Annotated in this window: 16 protein-coding genes; 7 read left to right on the top strand and 9 right to left on the bottom strand. The window is 63.4% G+C overall.

Annotation, left to right across the window (positions count from 1 at the left end; translation table 11 throughout):
* The first annotated feature begins 12 nt into the window (after positions 1-12).
* Complete coding sequence (locus ACODSZ_RS13915) at positions 13-495, top strand: tRNA (cytidine(34)-2'-O)-methyltransferase (RefSeq protein WP_008332632.1); 483 nt, start codon at positions 13-15, stop codon at positions 493-495.
* A 60-nt stretch (positions 496-555) separates the two neighbouring features.
* On the opposite strand, the gene ACODSZ_RS13910 is transcribed toward ACODSZ_RS13915, so the two are convergent.
* The 4 genes from ACODSZ_RS13910 to ACODSZ_RS13895 form a co-directional block, all read right to left on the bottom strand.
* Positions 556-1,350: an ABC transporter ATP-binding protein gene (locus ACODSZ_RS13910; RefSeq protein WP_008332633.1), complete on the bottom strand. Its 795-nt coding sequence runs from the start codon at positions 1,348-1,350 to the stop codon at positions 556-558.
* 1 nt (position 1,351) lies between these two features.
* Entirely contained in the window at positions 1,352-2,245 is an 894-nt protein-coding gene (locus ACODSZ_RS13905; protein WP_008332634.1) for an ABC transporter permease, read from the bottom strand.
* A gap of 134 nt (positions 2,246-2,379) precedes the next feature.
* Positions 2,380-3,351: an ABC transporter substrate-binding protein gene (locus ACODSZ_RS13900; protein ID WP_175344752.1), complete on the bottom strand. Its 972-nt coding sequence runs from the start codon at positions 3,349-3,351 to the stop codon at positions 2,380-2,382.
* A 159-nt stretch (positions 3,352-3,510) separates the two neighbouring features.
* Positions 3,511-4,491, bottom strand: a complete 981-nt coding sequence (locus ACODSZ_RS13895; RefSeq protein WP_488927824.1) for an ABC transporter substrate-binding protein — start codon at positions 4,489-4,491, stop codon at positions 3,511-3,513.
* A gap of 210 nt (positions 4,492-4,701) precedes the next feature.
* On the opposite strand from ACODSZ_RS13895, the gene ACODSZ_RS13890 reads away from it, so the two are divergent.
* A complete protein-coding gene (locus tag ACODSZ_RS13890) occupies positions 4,702-5,088 on the top strand; it encodes a DUF2946 family protein (protein ID WP_488927823.1) in 387 nt (128 codons plus the stop codon).
* 88 nt (positions 5,089-5,176) lie between these two features.
* Entirely contained in the window at positions 5,177-5,695 is a 519-nt protein-coding gene (locus ACODSZ_RS13885; protein ID WP_488927822.1) for a copper chaperone PCu(A)C, read from the top strand.
* Positions 5,696-5,791: 96 nt separating this feature from the next.
* Here the strand turns inward: ACODSZ_RS13885 and rfaE2 are convergent, their stop codons facing one another.
* The 4 genes from rfaE2 to ACODSZ_RS13865 form a co-directional block, all read right to left on the bottom strand.
* Positions 5,792-6,274: a D-glycero-beta-D-manno-heptose 1-phosphate adenylyltransferase gene (gene rfaE2 / locus ACODSZ_RS13880; protein ID WP_488927821.1), complete on the bottom strand. Its 483-nt coding sequence runs from the start codon at positions 6,272-6,274 to the stop codon at positions 5,792-5,794.
* A gap of 88 nt (positions 6,275-6,362) precedes the next feature.
* Positions 6,363-7,217 carry a ferritin family protein gene (locus ACODSZ_RS13875; RefSeq protein ID WP_088756811.1) on the bottom strand — a complete coding sequence of 285 codons (855 nt, stop codon included), beginning with the start codon at positions 7,215-7,217 and terminating at the stop codon, positions 6,363-6,365.
* A gap of 137 nt (positions 7,218-7,354) precedes the next feature.
* Positions 7,355-8,194 (bottom strand): PhaM family polyhydroxyalkanoate granule multifunctional regulatory protein, encoded by an 840-nt coding sequence (locus ACODSZ_RS13870; RefSeq protein WP_488927820.1) that lies wholly within the window; start codon positions 8,192-8,194, stop codon positions 7,355-7,357.
* Between the two features lie 29 nt (positions 8,195-8,223).
* Positions 8,224-9,519, bottom strand: coding sequence for a branched-chain amino acid ABC transporter substrate-binding protein (locus ACODSZ_RS13865; RefSeq protein WP_175344747.1), 1,296 nt, complete (start codon positions 9,517-9,519; stop codon positions 8,224-8,226).
* A gap of 108 nt (positions 9,520-9,627) precedes the next feature.
* Between ACODSZ_RS13865 and ACODSZ_RS13860 the strand changes: the two genes are divergently transcribed.
* From ACODSZ_RS13860 to ACODSZ_RS13845, 4 genes are all read left to right on the top strand, one after another.
* A complete protein-coding gene (locus tag ACODSZ_RS13860) occupies positions 9,628-10,779 on the top strand; it encodes a DUF3108 domain-containing protein (RefSeq protein ID WP_488927819.1) in 1,152 nt (383 codons plus the stop codon).
* Positions 10,780-10,937: 158 nt separating this feature from the next.
* Positions 10,938-11,708, top strand: a complete 771-nt coding sequence (locus tag ACODSZ_RS13855; protein ID WP_488927818.1) for a DUF3108 domain-containing protein — start codon at positions 10,938-10,940, stop codon at positions 11,706-11,708.
* A 102-nt stretch (positions 11,709-11,810) separates the two neighbouring features.
* A complete protein-coding gene (gene queC, locus ACODSZ_RS13850) occupies positions 11,811-12,551 on the top strand; it encodes a 7-cyano-7-deazaguanine synthase QueC (RefSeq protein WP_008332659.1) in 741 nt (246 codons plus the stop codon).
* Positions 12,552-12,589: 38 nt separating this feature from the next.
* Positions 12,590-13,777: a serine hydrolase domain-containing protein gene (locus ACODSZ_RS13845; protein ID WP_175344745.1), complete on the top strand. Its 1,188-nt coding sequence runs from the start codon at positions 12,590-12,592 to the stop codon at positions 13,775-13,777.
* Between the two features lie 155 nt (positions 13,778-13,932).
* On the opposite strand, the gene ACODSZ_RS13840 is transcribed toward ACODSZ_RS13845, so the two are convergent.
* A complete protein-coding gene (locus tag ACODSZ_RS13840; protein WP_081486099.1) occupies positions 13,933-16,248 on the bottom strand; it encodes a penicillin-binding protein 1A in 2,316 nt (771 codons plus the stop codon).
* Positions 16,249-16,557: the final 309 nt, after the last annotated feature.

The following is a 16,557-nucleotide window of genomic DNA, read 5'->3' as shown; positions in this document are numbered from 1 at the left end:
AGGAGAAGTTTTTTGTTCCACGTCGTCCTGGTCGAGCCGGAGATCCCTCCCAATACCGGCAACATCATCCGCCTGTGCGCCAATACCGGTGCGCAACTGCATCTGGTGGAGCCGCTCGGCTTCCCGCTCGATGACGCCAAGATGCGGCGTGCCGGGCTGGATTATCACGAGTACGCCAACATGCAGGTGCACAAGGATTGGGACAGCTTCCTGGCCCATCGCCGCGCGGATCCGCAATTTGACGAGGCACGCATGTTCGCCATGACCACGCATGGCTCCACGCCCTTTGCGGGCCTGGCTTTCCGTCCGGGCGACAGCTTCGTGTTCGGCTCCGAAACCCGCGGCCTGGCGCCGGAGCGCCGCGAATCCTTCCCCACCGCACAGCGCATCCGCCTGCCGATGCGGCCGGGCAATCGCAGCATCAATCTCTCCAATACGGTGGCGGTGGTGGTGTATGAAGCGTGGCGGCAGAATGGCTATGACGGCGGCAGCTGAAAGCCGGTCACCGGCATGAAAAAAACGGCTCCCGAGGGAGCCGTTTTCGTTGGCAGGCGGTCAGCCCAGCAGCAGTGCGTCGTCCGCCAGTTTCTCGCCACGCGTCTGCTCGAACATCTTCAGCAGATCCGGCACATCCAGACCGGCGCGTTCCGGCCCGGACACATCCAGCACCACGCGCCCCTGGTGCAGCATCACGGTGCGGTCGCCGTAGTCCAGCGCCTGGCGCATGCTGTGGGTCACCATCATGGTGGTCAGCTTGCTTTCGGACACGATCTTGGCTGTCAGTTCCAGCACGAAGGCCGCCGTCTTGGGGTCCAGTGCCGCCGTATGCTCATCCAGCAGCAGGATGCGCGACGGTTGCAGCGAGGCCATCAACAGGCTCACCGCCTGACGCTGCCCCCCCGAGAGCAGGCCGATGCGGTCGGTGAGGCGGTTTTCCAGCCCCAGGTTCAGGATCGCCAGCTTCTCGCGGAACAACTCGCGCATCTTGCCGCGAATGGCGAAGTTGAAGCCGCGACGACGCCCACGCGCCATCGCCAGGGCCATGTTCTCCTCAATGGTCAGGGCCTCGCAGGTACCGGCCATCGGGTCCTGGAACACGCGCGCCACCAGGCCGGCGCGATCCCACGCCTGCTTGCGGGAGACGTCGGTGCCGTCGATTTCGATCTTGCCGGTATCGACCAGCAGGTCACCGGAGATGGCATTGAGGAAGGTGGACTTGCCGGCGCCGTTGGAACCGATCACGGCCACGAACTGGCCGGTCGGGATTTCCAGCGAGAGGCCGCGCAGGGCCGGGTTCTCGATGGGGGTGCCGGGATTGAAGGTGATCTTGAGATCGGTGGCTTTCAACATCTCAGGCTCTCTTTCTCAGCAGTTTCAATTTGCGCTTGCCCATGGGCAGCACCAGCGCCAGCATCACCAGCACGGCGGTGACCAGGTTCAGGTCCTGCGCCTGCAGGCCGATGAAATCGCTGTTGAGTGCCAGCGCAATGAAGAAGCGATACAGGATCGCGCCCAGGATCACCGCCAGCGTGGTCCACACCAGGCGACGCGCCGGCAGGATGTTCTCGCCGATGATGACGGCGGCCAGGCCGATGACGATGGTTCCGATGCCCATGGAGATATCGGAGCCGCCCTGAGTCTGCGCAAAGAGCGCCCCGGCCAGCGCCACCAGCGAGTTGGCCAGGGCCATGCCGGCCAGCGTGGCGCGGCCGGTCGCGATGCCCTGGGCGCGTGCCATGCGGGCATTGGCGCCGGTGGCGCGCATGGCCAGGCCGATCTCGGAAGAGAAGAACCAGTCCAGCAGCAGCTTGGCGGCAGTCACCACCACCAGCAGGATCAGCGGACGCCCCACGTAGTCGGGGATCCAGTCCGGTTGCAGGATGGTGAAGATGGTCGGTTCGGAAATGAGCGGCACGTTGGGCTTGCCCATCACACGCAGGTTGATCGAGTACAGCGCGATCATCATCAGGATACTGGCCAGCAGGTCCATGATCTTCAGGCGCACATTGAGCCAGGCGGTGATGAAACCAGCCAGTGCCCCGGCCAGCAGGGCCACGAAGGTGGCGAGGAAGGGATTGTAGCCCGCTGCGATCATGGTGGCGGCAACCGCGCCGCCCAGCGGGAAGCTGCCATCGACGGTAAGGTCAGGGAACACCAGGATGCGGAAGGAAATCAGCACGCCGAGGGCCACCAGACTGAAGATCAGACCGATCTCCAGCGCGCCCAGGAGGGTATACAGCGACATAAAAGGACTTTCTTAAAAAAACACATTCGGCACGGCGCGGTACGCCCTGCCGAATGTCTTCTGCATGGCGCCGGCGCAGCACGGGTGGTGCGGCGCCGGCGGTGCATGGCCGGCGGATCAGGCTGCGGTCATGCTTAGTTGAGCACCTTGGTGGCCGACTTCAGGAACTCCGGCGACAGGGTCACGCCCTGCTTCTGGGCAGCGGAAGTGTTGACGTACAGCTCCAGGTTCTTGACCGGCGACGAGGCAATATCACCGGCCTTCTCCCCCTTGAGGATACGGGCCACGACCTTGCCGGTCTGGCGGCCCATGTCGTAGAAGTTCACGCCCAGGGCTGCGATCGCACCGCGCTTGACGCTGCCGGTGTCCGACGCGATCAGCGGGATCTTGGCATCGTTGCAGACCTTGGCCAGCGATTCGAAGACCGAGACCACGTTGTTGTCGGTGGTGGTGTACATCACGTCGATCTTGCCGATGAGGCTCTTGGCGGCCGGGGCGACGTCCACCGAACGCGGGGCGGCGGCTTCCACCAGGGTCAGACCGGCCTTCTGCAGCTCGCCCTTGAGGTTGTTCAAGGCCGACACGGAATTGGCTTCGCCCGGATTGTAGACCACGCCCACGCGCTTGGCCTCGGGTACCACGCGCTTGATGATCTCGACCTGCTTGACCGGGTCCAGCATGTGCGACAGGCCGGTCACGTTGGTGCCGGAGGGCTTCCAGTCCTTGACCAGCTGGGCGGCCATCGGGTCGGCGATGGCCGAGTAGACGATGGGGATGGTCTTGGTGGCGGCCACCATCGGCTGTGCCGAGGGGGTGCCGATGGCCACGATCACGTCCGGATTGTCGCCCACGAACTTCCTGGCGATCTGGCCGGCGGTGCCGGCATTGGCCTGGGCGCTCTGGAACTCCCACTTCAGGTTCTTGCCGGGCTCGAAGCCTTCGGCGATCAGTTCGTCCTTGGTGCCGTCACGCACGGCGTCGAGCGCCGGGTGTTCGACGAAGGACGTGACGGCCACCACCTTCTCGGCCGCCAGCGCCGAAGCGCAGATGGCGCTCAGCGCCAGGGCGCCGGCGATGGCGCGCAGTGACTTGGAAACTGCAAACATGGTCCTCTCCTCTTTCATGGTAATCAGGCCTCGACGTTCCTCTCGTGCGGGCCCGTTATGCGCTTATGGGGTAAATCGGTGTGCTGTGTCGTACTGATCCTGCCCCAGCCCGATACAGCAGATCCCGCATGGCAGCGGGATCTTCAGGCCGGGTCCTGCTTATTGCTTGATGACGGTCTTGGCTGAACTCACCAGTTCGGGCGACAGAGTCACGCCCTGCTTCTGCGCGGCGGCGGTGTTGACGAACAGTTCCAGCTTGCTGCTGGTGGCAGAGGGGATGTCGCCGGGCTTGTCGCCCTTGAGGATGCGGCCGACCACCTTGCCGGTCTGGCGGCCCAGATCGTAGTAGTTCACGCCCAGGGCGGCGATGGCGCCACGCTTGACGCTGTCGGTGTCGGACGCCACCAGCGGGATCTTGGCGTCGTTGCCGACCTTGACCAGTGCTTCATAGGCCGAGACCACGTTGTTGTCGGTATTGGTGTAGATCACGTCGACCTTGCCGATCAGGCTCTTGGCAGCCGAACCGACGTCCACCGAACGGGGGGCGGCGGCTTCCACCAGGGTCATGTTGGACTTGGCCAGCAGTTCCTTCAAGGCCTTGACCACCACGGCGGAGTTGGCTTCACCCGGGTTGTAGACCATGCCCACGCGCTTGGCCTTGGGCACCACGCGCTTGATCAGCTCCACCTGCTTGTCCAGTTCCAGCAGGTCGGACACGCCGGTGACATTGGTGCCCGAAGCCTTCCAGTCCTTCACCAGCTGGGCCGCGACCGGATCGGTCACGCCGGAATAGACCACCGGGATGCTCTTGGTGGCGGCCACCACGGCCTGGGCCGAGGGTGTGGCGATGGCGACGATGACGTCAGGCTTGTCGCCGATGAACTTGCGGGCGATCTGGGCGGCGGTGCCGGTATTGCCCTGGGCGCTCTGGTATTCCCATTTCAGGTTCTTGCCGGCGTCGAAGCCTTCTTCCTTCAGCTCGTCCTTCACGCCGTCACGCACGGCGTCCAGGGCCGGATGCTCGACGATGGCGGTCACCGCGACAAACTTGTCGGCAGCCATGGCCGGGGCTGCGCACACGGCAGCCAGGGACAGGGCTGCGACCATCGCGCGCAGTGTCAGCTTGTGGTTGTAGGACATGCAGTCTCCCTTGGAAAAATATGAATGATTAGCCAAAAACCCGAAAAGACGACAAGTCTAGCCTAGCGCCTGTGAACAATCAATTTGCATGAGGACGCGCCGCCAGCCCCGATGGCGGGCCGCTCGGATGACTCGCATTGTGCGGTCGGCATGATCGGTATGCGTTGCACTGCAAGGCACAAGGCCGCCCCGTTGCTATAATCAGGCCCCATGTCTTCCCGCCTGCGTCCCTCCCCCAAGCGACTTGCGCCGCGCCGCCCCTGGCTGCGTCGGCAGGGCTGGGTCAGTCTGGCGCTGGTTCTGGCGATGGTGGCCGCGCCATGGTGGCAACAGGCGCTCGCCCGCACGCTGCGGGACGTCCCTGCCATGGCCATCTGCAGCGTGGGCGGTGGTGCTTCCGGCAATGCACCGACCCATCTGGCGGCCGGCCACTGTCCGCTTTGTTGCGGCAGCCAGGCGGCCTGGCCGGCACCGGACTGCTCATTGGATACGACGGTCGTGCCCGGCGTCAGCTATCCACTGGTCCGCACCGCTGCGCGCGTGCGTTCGGCCAGCCTGGCACCAGGTTCAGCCCAGGCGCGCGCACCGCCGGTCTGAAGCCGCCGTCCCTGGCGCCTTTGCGCCACCCCTGGCGGGCCGCGCACCCGCATTCCAGACATGAACGAGACAATCAGGACTTATCGATATGAAGCATTTCTTCCAAAACCTGGCCGCCCTGGCCATCGCTTCCACCCTGCTGGCTGCCGCCCCGCTGTCCCAGGCCCATGAATACAAGCTGGGCCAGCTGGAAATCGGCCATCCTTACGCCCGCGCGACGGTGCCCGGCCAGCCGGCTGCTGGCGCCTACCTGAGCATCGAGAACAAGGGCAGCACGCCGGATCGCCTGGTGAGCGTGTCCTCCCCGGTGGCCAAGTCGGGCGAAATCCACACCATGGCCATGGAAGGCAACGTCATGAAGATGCGCGAGCTCGATGGCGGGCTGGAAGTCAAACCCGGCCAGAAGATCGCCATGCAGCCGGGCAATGGCTACCACATCATGTTGATGGGCCTGTCCAAGCCGCTGCAGGCGGGCCAGAAGGTACCGGTCACGCTGACCTTCGAAAAAGCCGGCAAGGTCGAGGTGACCTTCAATGTCGAAGACGGCAAGGCTGCCGCGGGCGGCATGAAAGACATGAAGGACATGAAGGACCACATGCACCACTGAGCAGCAAACAGGCCGGCGGACAAGACCGGTTCCTGAAACGGCAAGGCCGGCAGCGCGCCATGCGCCTGCCGGCCTTGTCGTTTCCGCGCGCCGCGCTCAGCCGGCCAGCTTGCGCACCTTGGCCAGCAGCTTGCTGGTGGAGCGGTCATGCTCGAAGGCAATGGCCAGCACCTGGCCGCCATAGGCCGCTACGGCCTGGCCCTCGGGGATGGCGTGCATGTCGTAGTCGCCGCCCTTGACGTAGATCTCGGGATGCGCCTGCTGCACGGCTTCCAGCGCCGTGTCTTCATCGAAGGGGACGACCAGCGACACCGACTCCAGCGCCGCCAGCACCGCCATGCGGTCCTCACAGGTATTGATGGGACGGTCATCGCCCTTGCCCAGGCGCTTGACGGAAGCGTCAGTATTGACGGCCACCACCAGCGAGGCGCCCTGGGCACGGGCTTGCGCCAGGTAGGTCACGTGGCCGCGATGCAGGATGTCGAACACGCCATTGGTCATCACCACCGGCTTGGGCAATTGGGCCACGCGCTGCTGGAGTTCATCGCGGGTGCAGAGTTTGGATTCGAAGTCGGCCATCTTGAGGAGCATCGTTGCAGGATGAAAAAAGCCGCAACCAAAGGGTTGCGGCTTTGCCATTGTACTGCCTGTGAAGGAATTTTCCCGATCAGGCTGCGGCCGCGCCGGCCGGCATGATGCGCTGGGTCACTTCCTTGCGGTAGCGGTTGAGCTCCTGGACGTTGCTGAAGGTACGTTCGAACAGCAGCGACATGTTGTGCAGGATGCGGTCCACGACCTTCTTTTCCCACTCGCCGTCGAACTTGATCTGGTTGTCCAGCCAGCGTTCCAGCCATTCGGGGTCCGGCAGGCGGCTCTGGACGGTGTCGTTGGGGAAGAGGGCCTGGTTCACGTGCAGGTTGGTCGGGTGCAGCGGCTTTTCGGTACGACGCGCCGAGGCCATCAGCACGCCGATCTTGGCGAACGCCGCACGGGCCTTGTCGCCCACTTCGTTGAGGGCCTTCTTCATGTAGCGCAGGTAGGCGCCGCCGTGGCGGGCTTCATCCTGGCTGATGATCTTGTAGATCTGCTTGATGACCGGCTCGGTGTGCCAGTCGGCGGCGCAGCGATACCAGTGGTTCAGGCGGATCTCGCCGCAGAAGTGCAGCATCAGGGTTTCCAGCGGCGGGGCCGGATCGAATTCGAAGCGCACATTGTGCAGCTCTTCCTCGGTCGGGCACAGGTCCGGACGGAAGCGGCGCAGGTATTCCATCAGCACCAGCGAGTGCTTCTGTTCCTCGAAGAACCATACCGACATGAATGCCGAGAAATCGCTGTCCCCGCGATTGTCGCGCAGGAACATCTCGGTGGCCGGCAGGGCCGACCATTCCGTGATGGCGTTCATGCGGATGGTCTGCGCCTGTTCGTCGGTGAGCAAGGAAGCGTCGAACTTGTCCCAGGGAATATCCTTATCCATATTCCAACGGACCTGCTCTAGCGATTTGAACAATTCTGGGTACAGCATCTCAGTATGTGCCTATATGCGTTAAGTGTTTGATTTTAACAAGATTTTCCCGATCCATACTAAAACGGTCAGGTTTCAGCAATATGACAGAGGCCCGGCGCGGCGGCGCCCAGGGCCAGGCTCTGCCATGGCGAGGATCAGGGGGAATTTGGCTTGCGGGAGGCTGGCTTCTTGTTTTGCCGGGATTGTACAACAGCGGTGCCAACCGGCGCGCTCGTATTTTCCGCACGCTGGGGCGCTTTCCGGGCCGGTGGCTTCCTGGCTGCCGCCTTGGCCCCCTTGGCTGGCTTGGAAGCACCCACAGGCTTGGCTTTCAGGCCGGTCTTGGGCTTTGGGGCAACTGTCTTATTTTCGCGACGTTTGGGCGGCTTGGCGGGCTTCAACAGCGGCGCCTGCTCGGGCAGTCCGCCGGCCAGGGCATTGCCGACGGCGTGCTTGAATTGCTCCTGCAACACATTCCACCAGGCATTGGGATTGGCGATGGCAGACTGGAAATCCGGCGGCGCGGTATCGGCCTCGCCGGCAGCAGCCGGCGGGGGCTCGGCGTGTGCCGTAGTCGTTTGCTCTTCAGCAACATCGGGGGCGGATGCTTCTTCCGTTGCTTGCTCCGGTTCGGCAGCCGCGCCCGGCCACATCGGGAAGCCGAAGGGGAAGCCCGGTGCCGGGCTGGCCGCGTCATCGGCAGCGGCCTCGGCCTGCGGCGTACCACGCGAGGCCATGATCTCGCTCATGGCCTGCAGGGTGGAGAGGGTCGCGCTCTGCACCTCCAGGGTCTGGATGGTGGCCTTCAACATGTTCAGGTTCAGCTCCAGCCAGGAGGCCACGGTCTTGAGGTCGCCGATCTTCTTGTTGATGTCCTCCACCGACAGCGAGGGCGTGGCCATGGCGGGGGCGCCCATGCTGCTCCACATCTTCTTCATGAAATCGATGGTGTCGGCTACCGAGCCTGCGCCCGGCATCTGGTCCTGGTTCAGCATTGATCGCTCCTGTTGTTGTGGTGTCGCTCTCAGCGTGGCGGACGCTGCATCCGGCAACTGCTCGGCAGAGCGGTCTGCTCGGCCGGGATGTAGCGCTCGGTACGGAATCCGAAGCCGCTGCCCTCGTTGTCGAAGCGGATGCCGCCGCTGTCGGCGCGCTGCATCTGCATCAGGTAAAGCGGCTGGATCAGTTGGTGATCCTCGGCCCGCATGGTCGCCTCGTGGAAGGCGTTCTGATAATGCGCGCCTTCCAGGGCATATGCAACCGCCTTGGGGTCGGTGCTCCTGGCCTTTTCGATGGCCTTGACCAGCATGTCGATCATCACCTGCATGCGCAGGTAAAGGTAATCATCCTTGGGCTGCGGGTAGCGCTTGCGGAATTGCTGGTAGTAGGCATCGCTGGGTGAACCGGGATTGCCCCCCGCGTTGGGATGCCACTCGGCTACCGCGCGCACCACGCCCACACCCGCGTCACCAATGGCCGCAGGTGCGCCCAGGCTGTTGGCATAGAAGGTGTAGAACTTGGCCTTGAAGCCGGCATCGCGTGCGGCCTTCACCAAGAGCGTCAGATCGTTGCCCCAATTGCCGGTGATGACGGCATCGGCTCCGGCGCTGCGCATCTTGGCGATGTAGGGCGAGAAATCCTTGATCTTGCCGATGGGATGCAGCTCGTCGCCGACAATGGCGATGTCGGGTCGCTTGGCCGCGAGCTGCTCGCGCGCGGCCTTGGCGACCTGGCGGCCGAAGCTGTAGTCCTGGCCGATCAGGTAGACCTTCTTGGTGGAGGGATCGGCCTTGATGGCTTCGGTCAGGGCCTGCATGCGCATGTCGGCGCTGGCATCGAAACGGAAATGCCAGAAGCTGCATTTCTCATTGGTCAGCGCCGGATCGACGGCGGAGTAATTGAGGAACAGGACACGATGATCCGGCTCGCGCTGGTTGTGCTTGTTGACCGCATCGATGAGCGCGGCCGCCACCGCCGAGCTGTTGCCCTCGATCAGAAAGGGGATACGTTCGTCGGTAAGCTGGCGGAACTGTATCAGCGAGTCTTCCACGCCCAGTTTGTTGTCGAAGGTGGAGAGTTGCAGCAAATGCTTGCCATCGGGCAGGCTCACGCCGCCGCGCGCATTGACGCGCTCGATGGCGTAGTTGATGTTGCGCACCACCGCCTCGCCGGCATTGGCGAAGGGACCGGAGAGCCCGTCGATCATGCCGATGCGCACCGGTGGCAAGGGTGCAGCGAAGGTGGAGGCGGTGACCAGCGCCATCAGGGCGGCGACCGGGAACACACGCAGAAGCAAGCGGGAGGACAGGGACAGGTTCATCGGTGAGCAAAGGACAGCAAAAAAAACGCATTGTACGTGGTTTGAAATGCCCCTCTCCGGCCAGTTGCCCCCACGACGCCCTGCAACTGATCCGATACACTGGCGGTCATGAGCGAAGTTTCCCGTCCCGCCCGGCGCTGGCCGCGCCTGCTGATCCTGATCGCATCGAGCCTGGCACTGCATGTCGCGCTGGTGGACTGGGGGCGGCGTCACATCATCGTACCGGGCCAGACGCAGGCACCGACCATGACGGTGGAACTACGCCCGGTCCCACCGCCCGCGCAGCCGGTGGCACTGCCGGCGGCCAAGCCAACACGGCCGAGCTCGGCCAGACCCGCGAACGCTGTCAGGCGCCCGGCTCCCCGCCGCGTACCGGAACCCTCCATCGACCCGCCCGACGAACCCATCCGCGAGACCGTCGAACGCATCCCCATGCCCGCACCACAAGACCCGCCAGCGGCCTCCCTCCCCACTTCCGCCAGTGGAGCAGGCCAGGCAGGTCGAGGGGAGGGAGAGGGAAGCGCAAGCGCCGACCACGGCAACAACGGCGACAACGGCAGCGGCGAAGCCCCTGATGCCGCCCCCGGCAAGGTCTACCAGACCAGCGCCCCGCCCAGCGCACTGCTGGAGTATGACGTCACCGGCACCAAGGACCAGCAGCCGGCTTACGGTCGCGGCAGCATCGCCTGGCACAACGAGGGCGATCACTACAAGGTGGAAGGCAAGGCCAAGGCGCTGTTCTTCACACTGCTCAATTTCACCAGCGTAGGCGCACTCGATGCCTGGGGCGTCTCGCCGGAGCTCTACACCGAACAGAAGGGCTTCAAATCGGCCACCAACACCCATTTCAACCGCGAGCGCAACGTGGTCAGCTTTTCCGCGTCCACCACGAGTTATCCGCGCCGTGGCGGCGAGCAGGACCGTGCCAGCCTGATCTGGCAGCTGGCCGCCATCGGCCGGGGTGATGCCGGGCAGATGCAGGCTGGTGCGGTGATCGACCTGTTCGTGGCCGGCGTGCGCGACGGCGAAATCTGGCGCGTGCAGGTATTGGGCCAGGAACGCCTCACCCTGCCTGTGGGCGCGCTACAGACCTGGCACCTGGTGCGCATGCCCAAGCCCGGTTCCTATGATGACCGCGTCGATATCTGGCTGGCGCCGCAGCACGAATGGTATCCGGTGCGGGTGCGCTATACCGACCTGCGGCCCAACGGTGACTATACCCAGTTGGACTTGTCTGGCCTCAAACCCGCGGGTCAGTGAGACCAGATCCTGCAAGCCCTGTCAAAATCGGAAACAATTGCGCACAATTACGCGCCCGGACGGCAGAACCGTGCCCCGGCATTCTGGTCGTATTCCTTCATATGGCTCGGCCTTGCCTCATCGCCAAGCCCCATAGAGACCAACACGAAGAGCTCGCCATGAAAAAACTTTCACATCGCCTCCAAACCACCCTCGTTTCACTGCCGCTGGCCGCGCTGCTGGCCAGCGGCCCCGTCCTGGCCGCCGACGGTCCGCATCCGGTGGAAAAACGTCCCTACAACCTGCCGCCCTCGGCCGAGCTGCATTACACCATCAGCGCCAAGCAGAGCGGGCTCGACCTCAAGGGCGAGGGGTTGGTGAAGTGGACGCAGAGCAAGACTGCCTACAGCGTCAACACCGAAACCCGCGCCATGCTGCTGGGCAAGATCCTGGAAACCAGCAGTGAGGGCAGTATCGACGCCTACGGCCTGGCGCCGGCGCGCTTCGTGGAGAAGCGTCTGCGCCGCGAACCGACCACCACCACCTTCAACCGTGAGCAGAACAAGATCACTTTCACCGAGTCTGCGGAAAGCTTCCCGCTGCAAGGCGGCGAGCAGGACCGCACTGGTATCACCTGGCAGTTCGTGGCCATCGCGCGGGCCAATGCCGCCAGGATGAAGCCGGGCTCGGAATGGAATTTCTTCGTGGCAGGTCCGCGCGATGCCGAGCAATGGACCTTCAAGGTGATCGGCCGCGAGAAGATCAAGACCGCCCAGGGCGAGACCGAAGCCCTGCACCTGTTCCGCAATCCTCCGCCGAATGACCAGGCCCAGAAGCTCGACATCTGGCTGGCGCCCAAGATGGAGTGGTATCCGGTACGCCTGAAGTTCACCGATCCCAATGGGGACTATATCGAGCAGGTGCTGGATTCGGTCAGGAAAACCAACTAAGCTAGCCGCTGTTGAACGCGCGGGGCCTGGGCTGGCAGCGATGCCGCCAGGCCCCGCGTTGATTCTTGTCAGTCAATTCCCCCTTACGTGTTGAGCCCGCCCATGTCCGCTGCCCCCGCCATCGCCCCGACCCTGAACACCCAGAGCGCCCTGGTGCTCTTCTCCGGCGGCCAGGATTCCACCACCTGCCTGGCCTGGGCGCTGTCGCGCTATCAGCGGGTGGAAACCATTGGCTTCGACTACGGCCAGCGCCATGCCATCGAACTGGAAGTACGCCCGGCCCTGCTGGAGAAGATGAAAGGTTTCTCGCCTCAATGGCAGACGCGCCTGGGGGAGGATCACATGATCGACCTGTCGCTCATCGGCAAGATCTCTGACACGGCATTGACGCGCGATGTCGAAATCGCCATGCAGGACAATGGCCTGCCCAATACCTTCGTCCCCGGACGCAACCTGCTGTTCATGACCGTGGCCGCCACGCTGGCCTATCGCCGGGGCCTGAACGTACTGGTCGGCGGCATGTGCGAGACCGATTTCTCCGGCTATCCCGATTGCCGCGACGACACCATGAAAGCACTGCAGGTGGCGCTGAATCTGGGCATGGCCACGCAATTGAAGGTGGAAACACCGCTGATGTGGATCGACAAGGCCCAGACCTGGGCCCTGGCCGAATCGCTGGGCGGTGTGCCGCTGGTGGATCTGATCCGGGCCGATACCCACACCTGCTACCTGGGCGAACGCGGCCAGCTGCATGACTGGGGCCATGGCTGCGGCAAGTGCCCGGCGTGCGAACTGCGGGCGCGCGGCTATCAACAGTACGCGGCCAGCCAAAGCCCGGGCTGATCGGGCACAATAGGCTCACCACTCCAGGAACGAGCCCCATGCCCCGCACCCGCACCACCACCCTGCTCGCCCGCGGCGCCGCCGCGCTGCTGCTATTGCTGGCCGGCGCCGAGATCGGCCGGCGCATTGCCGACCTGCCCGGCCTGCCAACCCTGATCGATCTGCAGTTCGACCTGACCCCGCACAGCCAGAGCTACAAGGTGTTCGAGGCCAATCCGATTGCGCGCTCCAGCCATCCGCAAGCGCTACCCACGGCGCTGCGCACGCTCGATCTGGAGCTGCCCTGGAAGGACGGCAAGCGACTGCCGTTGATCGACTTCATCAAGGGCACGGCCACCCAGGCCTTCGTGGTGATCCAGGATGGCAGTGTGATTTACGAGCACTACCTCGATGGCTATGATGCCAAATCGCGCTTTGCCTCGTTCTCGGTGGCCAAGTCCTTCGTCTCGGCGCTGACCGGCGTGGCCCTGAAGCAGGGCAGGATCAAGTCCCTGAACGAACCGATCGGTCGCTATCTCAAGCCCGACGAGATTGCGCCGGCCTACGCCAACATCACCATCGCTCAGTTGCTGGACATGCGCTCGGGCATCGATGTCGAAGAGAACTACGGTGGCTCGCTCGCTTCGCCGGTGGTGCGCATGTACGTCAGTACCGACCTGCAACGATTCATCGCCCGCCGCGACGGCCTGCGCTTTGCGCCCGGCTCACGCTTCGAATACCGCAGCATTGATACGCTGGTGCTCTCGCGCGTACTGGCGCGCGCTACCGGCATGCGGCTGTCCGACTTCGCCCGGCAGGCGCTGTGGGAACCGCTGGGCATGGAACAGGATGCCAGCTGGAGCGTCGACAGCGCCCGCCATGGCGTGGAGAAGGCCTTTTGCTGTCTCAATACCACGGCGCGCGACTTCGCCCGTCTTGGCTTGCTGTACCTGGATGGCGGACGCATCGGTGAACAACAGATCGTCAGCCCCGCCTGGGCTGCCGAACCGCGCCAGCCGGTCAACAACGGCAATGCCCTGGACTACCGCGATGGATGGTGGATCCCGCCGGGCAACGCCGATGATCGCGACTTCTCGGCCATAGGCGTCTTCGGCCAGTACATCTACGTCAACCCGGCCACGCGCACGGTGATCGTCAAACTCAGCGACTACGGCACCGAGCAGGATGAAGTGCTGACCCTGCTGGCCATGCGCAGCATCAGCCATGCGGTGTCCGGCAAGGATTGATCCTGCCGGCACAATATTGATGCCCATGAAAAAACCGCCTGTCTTGCAACAGGCGGTTTTCATTTGGAGCGACGATCAGCGGAAAAATTTTAAATGATATAAATCGTTTATATTTTTTATCCGAACATCGGAAATCAAAAACCGGAAATCAGACATCAGAACAGCTCGTTCTTCATCTGCGTCTTGGCCTTTTCTTCTTCCGGCGTCATCCCACCGCGATCGCCCATGCCCAGATCACGCACCATGGCGCTGGGCGGGAACTCCGCATAGTAGTACTCGCCGCCCGATTCGATCACGCCATCCGGCACCTTGCGGTCCACATTGGGCACGTCCTTGAGGGCCTTGGACATGTAGCTGATCCATACCGGCAGAGCCAGGCCGCCACCGGTTTCGCGGTCGCCCAGGCTCTTGGGCTGGTCGTAGCCGATCCAGGCAATGGCGGTCAGGCCGGGTTGATAGCCGGCGAACCAGGCATCCATGGAATCGTTGGTGGTACCGGTCTTGCCGGCCAGATCGGTGCGCTTCAACGACAGTGCCTTGACCGCCGTGCCATGACGTACCACGTCGCGCAACATGCTGTCCATGATGAAGGCATTGCGGGCATCGATGACGCGGTTGGATTCATCGTCGGCAGTGGCCGGCTTGGCCTGGGAGAGCACCTCGCCGTTGTTGTCGGTGACCTTGGTGATCAGGTAGGGATTGATCTTGTAGCCGCCGTTGGCAAACACCGAGTACGCGCCCACCATCTGCAAGGGCGTGACGTTGCCCGCCCCCAGCGCCAGGGTCAGGTAGGGCGGATTCTTGTCGGCATCGAAACCAAAGCGGGTGATGTATTCCTGCGCATACTTCACGCCCACCCGCTCGAGGATGCGGATGGAGACCAGGTTGATCGACTTCTGCAAGGCGCGGCGCATGGAGATCGGACCTTCGAACTTGCCACCGTAGTTCTTCGGTTGCCATACCTGGCCGCCGGTCTGGGTGAAGGTCAGCGGCGCATCATTGATGATGGTGGCCGGCGACAAGCCCTTTTCCAGCGAGGAGGAATAGATGAATGGCTTGAAGGACGAACCCGGCTGGCGCCAGGCCTGCGTGACGTGGTTGAACTTGTTGCGGTTGAAGTCGAAGCCGCCCACCAGCGAACGGATCGCACCATCATGCGAATTCACCGAGACGAAGGCCGATTCCACTTCCGGCATCTGGGTGATGATCCAGTTGCTGCCATCCTGGAACACCCGGATGATGGCGCCACGACGAATCTTCTTCTGCGGCGGTGCCTTGTCCGACAGCAGGTTGGCGCCAAAGCCCAGACCGGCGCCGGAGATGCTGATCTCCTCGCCGGTGGCCAGCATGGCGGTGATTTCCTTGGGCTTGGCTTCCAGCACCACGGCCGAGACCATGTCGTCACTGTCGGGGTGATCGGCAAGTTCCACGGCCACCGCATCTTCCACGACCTCCTTGGTGGCCTTCTCGGGCAGGTCCATGTAGCCTTCCGGACCCCGATAGCCATGACGGCGCTCGTAGTCGATGATGCCACGGCGCAGGGCGATGTAGGCGGCGTCCTGGTCGGCCTTGGTGATGGTGGTGAAGACGTTCAGGCCGCGCGTGTAGGTCTCGTCCTTGTACTGCGCGTAGACCAGCTGGCGCGCCATTTCGGCCACGTATTCGGCGTGCATGCCGAAGGCCGAGCTATCACCCTTGACGTGCAACTCCTCATCCTTGGCTTGCTGGTATTGCGCATCGGTGATGTAACCCAGCTGGCGCATGCGCAAGAGGATGTACTGCTGGCGCGCATGTGCGCGCTTGGGATTGACCACCGGATTGTAGGCCGAGGGCGCCTTGGGCAGGCCGGCCAGCATGGCCGCCTCGGCGATGGTGAGATCCTTGAGCTGCTTGCCGAAATAGATCTGGGCGGCCGAGGCGAAGCCGTAGGCGCGCTGGCCCAGATAGATCTGGTTCATGTAGACCTCGAGGATCTGGTCCTTGGTGAGGTTGTTCTCGATCTTCCAGGCCAGCGGGATCTCGTAGAAGAACTTGCGCACCGCCTTCTGCAGGAAGGTCGGCTCGTTGCTGGTCAGGAAGAAGTTGCGTGCCACCTGCTGGGTAATGGTGGAAGCACCGCCACCACCGCCGGAGAGGTTGGAGAAGGTGGCGCGCACAATGCCCTGGTAGTCGACACCACCGTGCTCGTAGAAACGGTCATCCTCGATGGCCAGCACGGCCTTCTTCATGATGTCCGGAATGTCCTTGAAGTGGACCAGGTTGCGGCGTTCCTCGCCGAATTCGCCGATCAGCACGCCATCGGCGGAGAAGATGCGCAGCGGGATCTTGGGACGATAGTCGGTCAGCGTATCGAGGTCGGGCAGCTTGGGATAGGTCAGGGCGACGACGAAGGTCGCGCCCAGGATCACCATCACCACCAGACCCAGCACGGTACCGAACAAACCCAGGATGATGCGCAGCGACCAGTGCAGGCGCTTGCGGGGCGCCTTTTCTGCGGGGGCATCCGCCGATGCCGGTTTGCGTTGATCGCCGCCGTTGGAAGAGGAAGACATTCGAATTAAGCGTTAAAGCAGGCCGAAGCTGCGGGCCGGAGCCGGGTGAAAGAAACAAGCCCGCATTATAGCGGCTCGCCCTGACGGGCCGCGTGGCGAGGTGTTGCAAATAGACCAAAGGACAACGGGCCGGTTCCGGGCAGGATGCGGGGAAGTGCGGCATTGGGGGCAAATTGCTGAAAATTGGCGGGCATTCCTCAAGTTTTCGCTATTCCCACCCTGCCGAAC

It is taken from the genome of Herbaspirillum sp. FG34 (genome assembly GCF_057809315.1).
Note: the sequence above shows the minus strand (reverse complement) of the source record. Positions and strands in the feature narration are given on the sequence as shown.